The organism is Nocardia sp. NPDC050697, from assembly GCF_040654395.1.
GTDB lineage: Bacteria > Actinomycetota > Actinomycetes > Mycobacteriales > Mycobacteriaceae > Nocardia.
Map to the genome: position 1 here is coordinate 35,326 of NZ_JBFAHY010000002.1, position 12,383 is coordinate 47,708.

Consider the following 12,383-nt stretch of genomic DNA (forward strand, 5'->3'; position numbering starts at 1 on the left):
ACATTTCTACCTGCGGTTTTGCTGGTAGTTGAAAGTGGTACCAAGGTTTACGGGCAAATTGCACCGGAGTGGCGGAACAGGTTTCATTCAGACTTCTAACGGTGGTACCAGTTCTGGTATCTCGCGCCGAGTCTTTCGTCCTGCGACACTGAGTAACGTCGGAAAGTCGGGGTCCGACTACTTCTCAGATGAGCACGCGCACTCTCAAAAGGAACGACGTCATGTATGCAGCCACCGCGCCGCTGGGCGCTCTGTCCGGTATCCATCTCGGCCGCCACCCCGGCACCGCCGTCCTGCCGCAGCGGCTCAAGCCCAAGCTGAGCCCGCGCGAGATCGAGGTGATGCTGCACTGGTTCGCCAACGACTCCAAGACGGCGACCTGCAGGGAGCTCTACATCACCATGGGAACGGTGAACACCCACCTGAACCGGATCAGGGACAAGTACCAGGCCATCGGCCGCCCCGCTCAGACCAAGGCCGCGCTGCTCGCTCGCGCCCTGCAGGACGGGCTGATCAAGCTGGAAGATCTGTAATCGGCGTATGCGCACCGTTTCTCGCAGCCCCCGGGAGTTCGCCTCCGGGGGCTGCGGCGCATCCGGTCCCGGAAGCAGTTCGGGCAGCGCCGGCGAACCGCGGACTAGCCGCGAGCGGCCACTGCGTGCTTGGCCGCCTCGACCAGGTGCTCCGCAGCGCGATTCATCTTCTTCAACTCCGCAGGGGTCAAATCCTGATGCGTGTAGGCAACCTTGTTCTTGAAGTTGAGCAAAGTGCTCAGATGCCGTTCGGATCTGCTGTCCGCCTGCTTGAGCAAGGCAACGGCCTCGCCGTGGTGGCCGGTGTTGGAGTGCACGCCGAGCCGCACGCAGCAGAGGACGTCCGACGCGGCGATACCCGCATCTACGTACAGGTCCCCGGCGGCATTGGGCATCTCCGCACCGAGATATTGCGCGGCGTCGAAGAACTCGTTCGCCTTGGACAACCGCCCCGCGGTGACCACGGAGTCACAGTCACGTCGTCCTGCCATCAGAACCCCCTCCCGTGCGCAGCTGCGCGTTGAACCAGGCCCGTGTGCCCGCGACAGTCAGTCCCTGCTTCGACACGTCATCGAACAGGGGCTCACCCGCAGCGGCCGCGGCGCGGAACTCGTCCTCGGCGTACTCGACGATGCGGCCGTCGTTTCCGGTCCACGCGGTGACCAGTCGTGCGAGTTCGGTTACCCGCTGCTCCCACACGTCGTCGTCGGAATCGGTGCCGCGCACGAGGAACAAGTCGATGTCGCTGCCCAGCCTCATGCGTCCCGTCGCCGCCGACCCGAACACCGCAGCGTAGCGCAGCGTCGTCCCCCACTCGTCCAGGTGCTGTTCGAGGCGGCTGAGGAACGTGGAGTTCAGCCGCGCCAGCGCAATGATGGGCTCGGCCGCGAGGTGCTCGATATTGAGTTGGTAGGTGTGGGTTCGGCCCACCTTGTCGTGCAGCAACACGCCCTGCGCAATGAGCCGGTTGAGGACTTTGCGGATGCCCTCCCCCGACGCCGTGGTGAGGATGCGTTGAATCCCACTGATCGTGAACGTGGCTTCTGCACTTGCCAAGACGGCGAGGACGTCGCCATCCAGGGTCGGTGTCACCGTGGCGAACGGCTTGTTCAGCAGCACGATCCCACCCTCCTCTCTAACTAAAGTTAGATTAACACAACTATAGTTGGAGATGGCTGGGAGCTTACACGAAAAGTCCCCCATTCGGATAAACCGAATGGGGGACTTGATGTGCGCCCGAAGGGACTCGAACCCCTAACCTCTTGATCCGTAGTCAAGTGCTCTATCCATTGAGCTACGGGCGCATAGCCTGTTCAGTTGTACACCCGGTTACCCGGGCTTGGCGGAGGCGAGAGGATTTGAACCTCCGGTCCCCGTGAAGGGACAACTCATTAGCAGTGAGTCCCATTCGGCCGCTCTGGCACGCCTCCTGGAGCCTTCTCTTCGAGGGCACCGGCCCTTTCGGACCACCGAGCAGAAAGATTACAGCAGGCTACCTGCGGGCACCAAAACGGCTGGTCAGCGCAGATTACTGTCGAACCAGTCGAAGATTCTGGTCTGTGCGTCGACGCGGCCGGACTCGTCGTCCTCGTCCTCGGCGGGGTGGTCGGCGCGGTGCTGGGCGCCGGGGTAGGTGACCACGAGGGTGGCGACGGCGGCCGCGGCGCCCGCGTCGCGGAGCTTCTCGACGTCGTCGGCCGGGTCGCCGGCGCCGAAGAGGCCGAGCCAGGGGGCCTGCAGGCGTGGCGCGGCCTGGACGAGCGCCTCGGCCTCGTCGGTGAGCGGTTCGGTGAGCCCGCTGGCGCCGACGCTCACCGCGGCGCCGATGCGCCGGTTGGTGGCGACCAGGAAGGCGGCGGTGCCCGCGGTGTCGAAGCCGAGCACGCCGACGCAGTCCGGGAAGACCCCGTGCGCGGTGAGCCAGTCGAAGCAGGCGTCGAAGTCGTCGAAGAGCTCGTCGCCGAAGACCTCGTGCTCCGGCTCGCCGGTGACCCGGTGGAAGAGGTCGGGGGCGACGACGGTCCAGCCCTCGGCGGCGAGCGCGGTCATGAGGTCGCGCAGCCCGCCGCCGCGCTCGCGCGATTCGTGCAGCAGCACGATGCCGCCCCTGGCATTGCCCTCGGGTTCGAGCACGGTGATGGGCACGCGGTCGGTATGCGAGGGGCTGCCGCCCGCTGTCGTCTGGTCGCCCTCCGCCTCGTCGCCACGGCGTAGCGGGGCGATGTCGTCATAGATGCCCGGCATGAAACCAGGGTAGGCGTACCCGTCGGTATCCGTGAGAATTTGCACGTGGGAGCGGTCGACGCGCCGGATTTTTCCGGTTGCTCGGCGTTTCGGCCGTCGGTCGCGTGCGGGATGTCGGCGGGCGGTAGACGCCGCCTAGGCTGGGAGGGTGACCGCGCACATCCGCCCCGACCTCGCCACCATCCCCGCCTACGTCCCCGGCCGGGATCACCCGGGCGCGACCAAGCTGGCCAGCAACGAGACCACGCTCGGTCCGCTGCCCGCCGCGGCGAAGGCGATCGCCGAGGCGGCCGAGCTGGCGAACCGCTACCCGGACAACCACGCCGTCGAGCTGCGCACCGCGCTGGCCGCGTTTCTCGGGGTGCCGGCGGAGCGGGTGGCGGCGGGCTGCGGCAGCGTCGCGCTCTGCCAGGAGCTGGTGCAGATCACCTGCGGCTCCCCGGCCGACGAGGTGATCTTCGCGTGGCGCTCGTTCGAGGCGTACCCGATCGTCACCCAGGTGGGCAATGCGACCGCGGTGCCGGTGCCGCTCACCCCCGAGCTCACGCACGACCTGGACGCCATGGCGGCGGCGGTCACCGAGCACACCCGCTTGATCTTCGTCTGCAACCCGAACAACCCCACCGGCACCGCGCACGGCAGGGCCGCGCTGGAGCGCTTCCTGGACGCGGTGCCCGCGCACGTGCTCGTGGTGCTGGACGAGGCGTACTTCGAGTACCTGCGGCTGACCCCGGGGGACCACCCGGACGGCGTCGAGATCGCCCGCGACCGGCCGAACGTGGTGGTGCTGCGCACCTTCTCGAAGGCGTACGGCCTGGCCGGGCTGCGCGTCGGCTACGCCGTCGGCGACCCGGCGGTGATCACCGCGCTGATGAAGGTGCACATCCCGTTCAGCGTGAACCGGGTGGCGCAGGCCGCTGCCATCGCCTCGCTGGAGGCCCGCCCCGAGCTGCTCGACCGCACCGGCGCGCTGATCGCCGAGCGCGACCGGGTGCGCGACGCCCTGCTCGCCGCCGGGTACCCGGTGCCGCCGAGCGAGGCGAACTTCGTCTGGCTGGCGCTCGGCGAGCACAATGCGGCGTTCGCCGAGGCGGCGGCCGCGGCCGGGGTGCTGGTGCGGCCGTACGGCGCCGACGGGGTCCGGGTGACCACCGGCGACCCGCACGAGAACGATCAGTTCCTGACCTTCGCGACCGGCGCCGCGGTGCGCGCCCGCTTCGCCGGTTAGAGCCCGATCCCGGCCGCGACGGTCGGCCAGGAGACCGCGAGCTCGTCGGCCCAGTACGGCCAGGAGTGCGTCCCGGTGGCGCGGAAGTGCGTGGTCACGCCGATGCCGAGCTCCTGCAGGCGGGCGGTGAGCCTGCGGGTGCAGTTGCCGGTGCCCGCCTCCAGCGGGCCGCCGAGGCCGATATTGCCCGGGTAGTCGGGGTTGTCCGGGCCGTCGTAGACGCCGGGGATGCCGCTGCCCGCGGAGAGGTAGATGGTCTTGCCGCGCAGCGCCTCCGCGTGCAGCACCACGTCGTGCTGGAGCCAGTCGGGGTGGTCGGACGGGCCGAACATATTGTCCGGGTCGCCGCCGTAGGTCGCGATCACCGCGCGCGCCTCGGCCTGCCCGAGATCGGTGCCCATGCTGAAGCAGCCGCTGTACCCGGCCACCGAGCGGTACAGCCCGGGGTGCCGGATCGCGAGCATCATGGCCGCCTCGGCGCCCATGGAGACGCCGGCGACCGCGTTCCAGCCGTTCCCGTCGAACCCGGCGTCGATGGCGGGCGGCAGCTCCGCGGTGAGGAAGGTCTCCCAGCGGTTCAGCCCGAGGACCGGGTCCGGCTGCTGCCAGTCGGTGTAGAAGCTGGCCGGGCCGCCGACGGTGAACACCACGTTCACCGGCTTGTCCTCGTAGAACGCCGCGGCGCCGCCCTTCTCCAGCCAGTTGTTGGTGTCCGGCTCGGCGCTGCGGCCGTCCAGCATGTAGACGGTGGGGCGGGGCTGCGAGCGGTCGCGCGGGAGCAGCACGATCACCTCGACCTCGCGCTGCATGGCGGGCGAGTCGACGAAGACGCGGACCCTGCGGTCGTCCACCGGCTCGATCCGGCGGATCGCCGGGGTGGTCGGCGGGGCTGTGGCCGAGGACTGCTCGGCGGGTGCCGGTGCCGCGGCGGAGCCGGAGTCCGGTGCGGCCTGTGCCGCGGCCGCGCCGGTCGCGAACGCGAGGGTGACGACGGCGCCGGCGCAACATCGCCGCAGAACAGAACCACGCATAACGGCCATCCTGCCAGAGCCACGGAGACCGACCGGTCACTCATAGCGTGTCTACATCGTTAGGGGTACGGACAGACCGGTATCATCCCGCCAACCCGCGCGACCCCGCTTATGGTGGTGGCTCCCTGTGCTCGATCTCGGTCAGTTCCCACCGCCGGAGACAACTGTGAGTTCAGCGTTACCCCTGTCGCCACCCGAACCGCCGGTCGTCTCCGACCTGCCGCGCCGGCTGCGCGAGTGCCTCGACTTCTTCCGCCTGCCCGAGCTGGCGCACCTCACCTCGGAGCGCGGCGTCGGCGCCGCCCTCGAGCTGCGCTTCAACGGCAGTTACACGCAGACCCCGGAGGAAGTGCTGATCGGCGCCCGCCTCGCCTGGCGCAACCACGCCCGCTGTGTCGGCCGGAAGCATTGGCGCTCACTCAAACTCATCGACGCCAGGCAGGCGCGCACCGCCCGCGAACTGGCCGACGCCTGCTTCCGGCACCTGCACGAGGCCACCAACAACGGCGCCATCCAGTCCACCATCACCGTCGGCCCGCCGTGCCGCCGCGACGGCGGCGCGTACCGGATCCTGAACTCCCAGCTCATCCGCTACGCCGGGTACCGCAACCCGGACGGCACCGTCACCGGCGACCCCGCGAGCGTCGAGATCACCGACCTGGCGCTGCGCACCGGCTGGCGCGGAGCGGGCACCCGATTCGACGTCCTCCCCTTGCTCATCAGCACCCCCGACGAGCCGCTCGCCCGCTTCGACATCCCCGCCGACCTGGTCCGCGAGGTGCGCATCGAGCACCCCGAGCACGCCTGGTTCGCCGACCTCGACCTGAAGTGGCACGCCCTCCCCGCCGTCGCCAATATGGACCTGGAGATCGGCGGCGTCACCTACCCCTTCGCCCCCTTCAACGGCTGGTACGTCGGATACGAGATCGGTGCCCGCAACCTCGCCGACCCGGAGCGGTACGACATGCTCCCGGCCGTCGCCGCGCACCTCGGGCTCGATACCTCGCACCCGCGCACGATGTGGCGGGATCGGGCGCTCATCGAGCTCAATCGGGCCGTGCTGCACAGTTTCCGGGTCGCGCGGGTGGCGATGGTGGATCACCACACGGTGGCGAAGCAGTTCTGCGAGCACGTCGAGAAGGAGGCGGCTGCCGGGCGGCGGTGCCCCACCGACTGGTCCTGGATCAATCCGCCGCTGTCGTCGGGGCTGGTGCCGACGTTCCACCGGTACTTCGATGAGCCCGAGCCGGAGTTACGGCCGAATTTCGTGTTGCGGAGGTAATTGAAGTCAGCCACTGGTCCTCGCGGTTTGTGCCCGACCTGCTCGAGAAGAAAAGCCAACGACCCGTACACGTTCGCCGTCTCGCCGTCGAACGCGAGCGGGTTGAACGACCTCGCCACCCACTGGAACCGGAGTTGGCGCTGGGCATGCTTCGCCGGAGCTTTGGTGGAGTGAAGTCCGGCAGCGAGCTCGGCAAGACTTATCGCACTGATGGCGGCCTATGCCTCATCGGGCAGGGCCGAGTGCACCCCGGAGTAGTCGATGAGAACAGACGTGTCGAGTAGCACGTGCCGAGAGACGGCGGGTTCACTCACCGTCGGCACGCCACTCGTCGTAGGCGATGCGTGGCAAGCGGGCGCTGGTGCGGGCGCGTTCTGCCACCGGCACGAAGGTTCGCCGTGTCAGGGGCTCGAGCTCGGCGACCGGTTTGCCATTACGAGTGATGGTGAAGCTCTCGCCGGCTTCGACCGCAGCGAGGACCTGGCCGCTGTCGTTGCGGAGGTCGCGTTGCTGGATCGTCTTCATGCTCCTCCGTTACCCGAACTGCTACACGGTGTACAGAAAGCTACGAGGTCGGACGCGAATCCCGGATTCGAGTAGCTCGCCCTTGGCGGAGACGGAGGGATTTGAACCCCCGGTCGCTCTCGCGACTCTCGCTTTCAAGGCGAGTGCATTAGGCCGCTCTGCCACGTCTCCAGTGCTGTCGATGGTAACGGACGGCCCGCTCAGCGGACGATGGAGAGCAGCGAGCGGTCGAGCCCGGTGACGGCGGCGACGCCGGAAAGGCCGAGGGCGGAGTCGAAGTCGGCCAGGAGCACGCGCAGCGCGTGGCGGACGCCGTCGCGGCCGGCCAGGCCGAGGCCGTAGGCCCAGGGGCGGCCGTAGAGGACGGCCTTGGCGCCGAGCGCCAGCGCGATGAGCGCGTCGGAGCCGGTGCGGATGCCGGAGTCGAAGAGCACGTCGGCGCGGTCGCCGACGGTGGCGACGACGGCGGGGAGCGCGTCGAGCGCGGCGATGGCGCCGTCCACCTGGCGGCCGCCGTGGTTGCTGACGATCACCGCGTCGGCGCCCGCGTCGACCGCCTGGCGGGCGTCGTCGGGGTGCAGCAGCCCCTTGACGGCGATCGGGAGGTCGGTCCACTCGCGGAGTTCGGCGAGGTCGGCGGGGCGCAGGGCGTGGTTGCCGAAGAGCCCGATCCAGGTGAGGATGGCCATCCGCAGCGCGTCCTCGCTCTCCTCGGGCGGGGTGCCGAGCTTGGCGCGGAAAACGGGGTCGGAGAGGTAGTTGGCGATGCCCTTGCCGAGCAGGAAGGGCAGGTGCGCGTGCTCGAGGTCGCGCGGGCGCCAGCCGAGCGCGGGGGTGTCGGCGGTGACGATGATGGCCTTGGCCCCGGCGGCTTCGGCGCGGGTGACGAAGGAGCGGGCGAGTTCGTCGTCGGCGGGCCAGTAGAGCTGGTACCACCAGTCGCCCGCGGCGGCGCCGACCTCCTCGATGGTGCAGGACGACGCGGTGGAGAGCACCATGCCGAGCCCGAGTTCCTTCGTGGCCTCGGCGACCAGCACCTCGCCGCGTTCGTGCAGCAACTCCAGGACGCCGACGGGGGCGGTGAGCACCGGCGCGGCCAGCCGGGTGCCGAGCACCTCGACGGAGAGGTCGCGGGCGCCGGGGGCGGTGGTGCCGCGCAGCATCCGGGGCAGGATCCGGTAGTGGTCGAAGGCGGACTCGTTGGCAGCGGCGGTGCGCTCGGCGGAGGCGCTGCCCGCCACGTAGGCGTACGCCTCCGGCGGCAGCTCGCGCCGTGCCCGCTCGGCCAGCCCGGCCGCCGTCATCGGCAGATCCGGGCGCAACCCGCCGAGTCCGCCCAGGTAGATCTCGTTCTGGAAGTCGACGAAGCTGCTCACGCGGGGAACGCTAGTCCGTCGGCGTGGTTCGCGCAGCCCCCCGCGCGGAGCGGCGAACGCGGGTCTGCGGCATGATCCGGCGCAGACCGGGCAGGATGGAACCGTGCGCGCTGTGCGAGTGAACGGATTCGGTGGCCCGGAGGTACTGACGTGGGGCGAGGCGCCCGATGTCACCCCCGGCCACGGCGAGGTGCTGATCGAGGTGGCCGCGGCCGGGGTGAACCGGGCCGATCTGCTGCAACGGCAGGGCAACTATCCGCCGCCGCCGGGGGCGAGCGAGACGCTCGGGCTGGAGTGCTCGGGGGTGATCGCCGAGCTGGGGGACGGCGTGACCGGCTGGTCGGTGGGCGACCGGGTCTGCGCGCTGCTCTCCGGCGGTGGCTACGCCGAGCGGGTCGCGGTGCCGGCGGGTCAGCTGCTCCCGGTGCCGGAGGGGCTGGACCTGGCCGCCGCGGCCGGGCTGCCCGAGGTCGCGGCCACGGTGTACTCGAACCTGGTGAGCACCGCGGGGCTGCGCGCGGGGCAGCTGCTGCTCGTGCACGGCGGCGGCAGCGGGATCGGCACGCACGCCATCCAGCTGGCGAAGGCGCTCGGGGCGCGGGTCGCGGTCACCGCGGGCTCGGCCGGGAAGCTCGCGCGCTGCGTCGAGCTCGGCGCCGATATCGCGATCGACTACAAGAACCAGGACTTCGTGGAGGTGCTGCGGGAGCACGGCGGCGCCGACGTGATCCTGGACAATATGGGCGCCGCCTACCTGCCCCGCAATGTGGAGGCGCTGGCCCCGCACGGCCACCTGGTGGTGATCGGCATGCAGGGCGGCGTCAATGCAGAGCTGAATCTCGGTGCGCTGCTGCGCAAGTGGGGCACGATCCACGCGACGAACCTGCGCGGCAGACCCGCCACCGGGCCGGGCAGCAAGGCCGAGGTGATCGCGGGGGTGCGCGAGCGGGTCTGGCCGCTGGTGGCGGCGGGCGCGATCGTCCCGGTGATCCACGCCGAGGTGAGCGACCCGGCCGAGGCGCACCGGCTGCTCGACGGCGCGGACACCGTCGGCAAGGTGCTGCTCACGCTCGGCTAGTTCACTCCAGCGCGGTCAGGGCCCGGCCGAGCTGGTCGATCTCGAACCTGGTGGTGTACGGGGCGAGCCCGACGGTCACCGCGCCGCCCTCGTCGTTCACCCCGAGCGCGTCGAGCAGCCTGCTGCCGCCGTGGATTCCGCTGACGGTGCCGATCCTGGCGTCGGCCAGCTTGGCCGCGACCTTCTCCGCCTGCATTCCGGCGACGGTGAAGCTCACCGTGGGGATGCGGGTGGAGGCGCGGCCGATCACGGTGAGCCCGGCGATCCGGTCCAGCACCTCCATCAGGTGCTCGAAGAGCTGGTCGTGGTAGTCCTGCAGCGAGGTGATGGAGAGCTCCAGCCGCTCGCGGCGGGTGCCGCGGGCGCGCTCGTCCAGCCCGGCGAGGAAGTCGATCGAGGTGGTCAGCCCGGAGAGCAGCGCGTATTGGTGGCCCCCGACCTCGAGCCGCTCGGAGCCCTTGGCGTAGGGGTTGAGCGACATGGAGGGGATCCGGTCCAGGAAGGCCGGGTCGCGGAAGACCAGCGCGCCGACCTGCGGCCCGCCCCAGGACGGCGCGCTCAGCGCGACCACGTCGGCGTTCAGCTCCTCGATATCGATGAGCGCGTAGGGCGCGGCGCCGAAGGCATCGGCGACAAGCAGCCCGCCCACCTCGTGCACCCGGTCGGCGGCGACCCGCACCGAGGGCGCCGAGCCGACGATCGGCGAGGCGGCGGTGAGCGCGACCAGCCGCGCGGTCGGGCCGATCAGCTCCTCGAACTGCCAGGCGGGCATCTCGCAGGTCTCGATCTCCACCTCGGCCCAGCGCACGTGCGCGCCGTACCGGTTGGCGATGCGCAGCCAGGGCGCGACATTCGCCTCGTCGTCCAGCCGGGAGAGCACGATGCCGGTGCCGAGCCCGAGCCGGGAGCTGAGCGATTCGGCCAGCCAGGCGAGCAGCGCCGCGCGGTCGGGGCCGAGTACCACGCCCGCCGGGTCGCCGCCGACCAGATCGGCCACCGCGACCTTGGCCGCCTCCAGAATTCCGGCGCTGCGCGCGGCCGCCGGATGCCTGCCGGTATGGGAGAAGGACGACGTACGAAATCCGGTCGAGACCGCGCGCGAGACCGAGTCCGGCACCAGCATCCCGATCTGCGGATCGAGGTGAATCCAGCCGTCGCCCAGGGACGGAATGAGGCCCCGCACCCTCGCGACGTCGTAAGTCATGTCGGCCACTCTAAGGGCAGCGACCGAGGCTGGGTAACCACGTTGCCCCGCTTCCGTACCGCGGAGTAGGGCGACCTGGGAATCAGCATGGCAATCGACTCGGCATGACAATCGGCTTTCCGCAGGAATGGCGTTTGCTCGCGACCCGAACAGGATAGAACGCCGGGCCGTAACCGGAGGTGGGTACAGGTCAGGTGGTCACGCCGCCGGGCACACGACATGATGGAGAACATGACGCCATCGGACGAGACCCCGAATTCCGTCGTCGTGATCGGTCCGGACGGCCGGCCGCTGAGCATTCCCGTCGAGGCGGGCGCCGCCGACGCCCCGGAATCCGACGACCAGGAGCAGAAGGAAGAAGCGGGCGAGTCACTCGCGGACATGGTCGAGCAGCCCGCGAAGGTGATGCGGATCGGCACCATGATCAAGCAGTTGCTAGAGGAGGTGCGCGCCGCCCCGCTCGACGATGCCAGCCGCAATCGGCTCAAGGAGATCCACAAGTCCTCGGTGCGCGAGCTGGAGCAGGGGCTCGCCCCCGAGCTGCGGGACGAGCTGGAGCGGCTGACGCTGCCCTTCACCGACGACACCGTGCCCACCGACGCCGAGCTGCGGATCGCGCAGGCGCAGCTGGTCGGCTGGCTGGAGGGGCTCTTCCACGGCATCCAGACCGCGCTCTTCGCCCAGCAGATGGCGGCGCGGGCGCAGCTGGAGCAGATGCGCCAGGGCGCGCTGCCGCCCGGCCTCACGGCCGCCGACTTGCGCGGCGCCGGGCCGCATACCCAGGCCACCGGGGGTGCTGGGCAGTATCTCTGAGAAACAGACCGATCAGTGCCGCACGGGAGCGGCCGCCGATGCACCCGGCGGCATCCCGGCGGGCGGGCGCGCCGGGGTAAGGTCTGGCACCGTGCCCGCAGCTGCTGCTCGCCCCGACTCGGACCGGGAGAATACCGCCCCGGCGGTGGATACCTCCGCGCCAGCGGAGGAGGACGCCGCCGCGCCGGCGGACAGGGACACCGCCGCCCCCGCGGCGAACGACCTGCTCTCCGCGCCGCCGATGAAATCCGACTCCCAGACCTTCGCGCGCGCCTTCGGCGATTTCGCCACCGGCTTCTCGCAGCGCGAGCTCTGGCTCTCGCTGGGCTGGCAGGACATCAAGCAGCGGTACCGCCGCTCGGTGCTCGGCCCGTTCTGGATCACCATCGCCACCGGGCTGCAGGCCACGGCCATGGGCATCCTCTACTCGATGCTGCTCGACCAGCCGCTGCGCGAGTTCCTGCCGTACGTGACGGTCGGGCTCATCGTCTGGAACGTGATCAATGCCAGCATCCTGGAGGGCGCCGACGTCTTCATCGCCAACGAGGGGCTGATCAAACAGCTGCCGTCGGCGCTGAGCGTGCACATCTACCGGATGGTCTGGCGGCAGCTGCTCTTCTTCGCCCACAATATGGTGATCTACCTGGTGATGCTGGTGGCCTTCGGGGTCTGGGAGGACGTCAGCTGGGCCAGCCTGCTCGCCATCCCGGCGATTCTGCTGCTCTTCCTGAACTGCATGTGGGTGTCGATCTTCTTCGGCATCTTCAGCACCCGCTACCGGGATATCGCGCCGATCCTGGGCAGCACCACGCTCATGCTCTTCGTGCTGACCCCGGTCATGTGGACCACCTCCACCCTGGAGAACCAGATGGGGGCGGGCAGCGAGCGGGCCCGGCTGGTGGAGCTGGTGCCCACCTTCCACTACCTGGAGATCGTGCGCGCGCCGCTGCTCGGCGAGCCGCAGGCGCTCCGGCACTGGGTGATCGTCGGGGTGATCACGCTGGTCGGCTGGGTGGTGGCGATCCTGGCGATGAAGCAGTTCCGTTCGCGCGTCCCGTACTGGGTATAG

Annotated in this window: 13 protein-coding genes and 3 tRNA genes; 6 read left to right on the top strand and 10 right to left on the bottom strand. The window is 69.9% G+C overall.

What is annotated here, in order from left to right; all coding sequences use genetic code 11:
- Positions 1-221: 221 nt before the first annotated feature.
- A complete protein-coding gene (locus tag AB0H71_RS07755) occupies positions 222-533 on the top strand; it encodes a LuxR C-terminal-related transcriptional regulator (RefSeq protein WP_357016322.1) in 312 nt (103 codons plus the stop codon).
- A 104-nt stretch (positions 534-637) separates the two neighbouring features.
- On the opposite strand, the gene AB0H71_RS07760 is transcribed toward AB0H71_RS07755, so the two are convergent.
- The 5 genes from AB0H71_RS07760 to AB0H71_RS07780 form a co-directional block, all read right to left on the bottom strand.
- A complete protein-coding gene (locus AB0H71_RS07760; protein ID WP_357016325.1) occupies positions 638-1,024 on the bottom strand; it encodes a hypothetical protein in 387 nt (128 codons plus the stop codon).
- Positions 1,008-1,652: a nucleotidyltransferase domain-containing protein gene (locus AB0H71_RS07765; protein ID WP_357016328.1), complete on the bottom strand. Its 645-nt coding sequence runs from the start codon at positions 1,650-1,652 to the stop codon at positions 1,008-1,010. Before AB0H71_RS07765 ends, AB0H71_RS07760 begins: the two co-directional genes overlap by 17 nt.
- Before the next feature lie 112 nt (positions 1,653-1,764).
- Positions 1,765-1,837, bottom strand: a tRNA-Arg gene (locus AB0H71_RS07770).
- A 36-nt stretch (positions 1,838-1,873) separates the two neighbouring features.
- Positions 1,874-1,963: transfer RNA gene (locus AB0H71_RS07775), tRNA-Ser, on the bottom strand.
- 88 nt (positions 1,964-2,051) lie between these two features.
- A complete protein-coding gene (locus AB0H71_RS07780; RefSeq protein ID WP_357016331.1) occupies positions 2,052-2,777 on the bottom strand; it encodes a dienelactone hydrolase family protein in 726 nt (241 codons plus the stop codon).
- A 148-nt stretch (positions 2,778-2,925) separates the two neighbouring features.
- Between AB0H71_RS07780 and hisC the strand changes: the two genes are divergently transcribed.
- Complete coding sequence (gene hisC / locus AB0H71_RS07785; protein ID WP_357016333.1) at positions 2,926-4,005, top strand: histidinol-phosphate transaminase; 1,080 nt, start codon at positions 2,926-2,928, stop codon at positions 4,003-4,005.
- On the opposite strand, the gene AB0H71_RS07790 is transcribed toward hisC, so the two are convergent.
- Complete coding sequence (locus AB0H71_RS07790) at positions 4,002-5,036, bottom strand: alpha/beta hydrolase family protein (RefSeq protein ID WP_357016336.1); 1,035 nt, start codon at positions 5,034-5,036, stop codon at positions 4,002-4,004. The genes hisC and AB0H71_RS07790 overlap by 4 nt on opposite strands.
- 166 nt (positions 5,037-5,202) lie before the next feature.
- On the opposite strand from AB0H71_RS07790, the gene AB0H71_RS07795 reads away from it, so the two are divergent.
- On the top strand, positions 5,203-6,318 hold the full coding sequence (locus AB0H71_RS07795; protein WP_357016339.1) for a nitric oxide synthase oxygenase: 1,116 nt from the start codon (positions 5,203-5,205) through the stop codon (positions 6,316-6,318).
- A gap of 306 nt (positions 6,319-6,624) precedes the next feature.
- On the opposite strand, the gene AB0H71_RS07800 is transcribed toward AB0H71_RS07795, so the two are convergent.
- The 3 genes from AB0H71_RS07800 to AB0H71_RS07810 all read right to left on the bottom strand — a co-directional run bounded on the left by AB0H71_RS07800 (position 6,625) and on the right by AB0H71_RS07810 (position 8,219).
- Positions 6,625-6,843, bottom strand: coding sequence for a type II toxin-antitoxin system prevent-host-death family antitoxin (locus AB0H71_RS07800; protein ID WP_357016342.1), 219 nt, complete (start codon positions 6,841-6,843; stop codon positions 6,625-6,627).
- Positions 6,844-6,926: 83 nt separating this feature from the next.
- Positions 6,927-7,014: transfer RNA gene (locus AB0H71_RS07805), tRNA-Ser, on the bottom strand.
- 29 nt (positions 7,015-7,043) lie between these two features.
- Positions 7,044-8,219, bottom strand: a complete 1,176-nt coding sequence (locus AB0H71_RS07810) for an alpha-hydroxy-acid oxidizing protein (RefSeq protein WP_357016345.1) — start codon at positions 8,217-8,219, stop codon at positions 7,044-7,046.
- Positions 8,220-8,322: 103 nt separating this feature from the next.
- Here AB0H71_RS07810 and AB0H71_RS07815 point away from each other — a divergent pair, with 103 nt between their 5' ends.
- Positions 8,323-9,297 (top strand): NAD(P)H-quinone oxidoreductase, encoded by a 975-nt coding sequence (locus AB0H71_RS07815; RefSeq protein ID WP_357016347.1) that lies wholly within the window; start codon positions 8,323-8,325, stop codon positions 9,295-9,297.
- Between the two features lies 1 nt (position 9,298).
- On the opposite strand, the gene AB0H71_RS07820 is transcribed toward AB0H71_RS07815, so the two are convergent.
- Positions 9,299-10,501 (bottom strand): cysteine desulfurase-like protein, encoded by a 1,203-nt coding sequence (locus AB0H71_RS07820; RefSeq protein ID WP_357016350.1) that lies wholly within the window; start codon positions 10,499-10,501, stop codon positions 9,299-9,301.
- A 231-nt stretch (positions 10,502-10,732) separates the two neighbouring features.
- On the opposite strand from AB0H71_RS07820, the gene AB0H71_RS07825 reads away from it, so the two are divergent.
- Together AB0H71_RS07825 and AB0H71_RS07830 are read left to right on the top strand one after the other, a co-directional pair.
- Entirely contained in the window at positions 10,733-11,314 is a 582-nt protein-coding gene (locus AB0H71_RS07825; protein ID WP_357016352.1) for a bacterial proteasome activator family protein, read from the top strand.
- Positions 11,315-11,555: 241 nt separating this feature from the next.
- Positions 11,556-12,383 carry an ABC transporter permease gene (locus AB0H71_RS07830; RefSeq protein ID WP_357018397.1) on the top strand — a complete coding sequence of 276 codons (828 nt, stop codon included), beginning with the start codon at positions 11,556-11,558 and terminating at the stop codon, positions 12,381-12,383.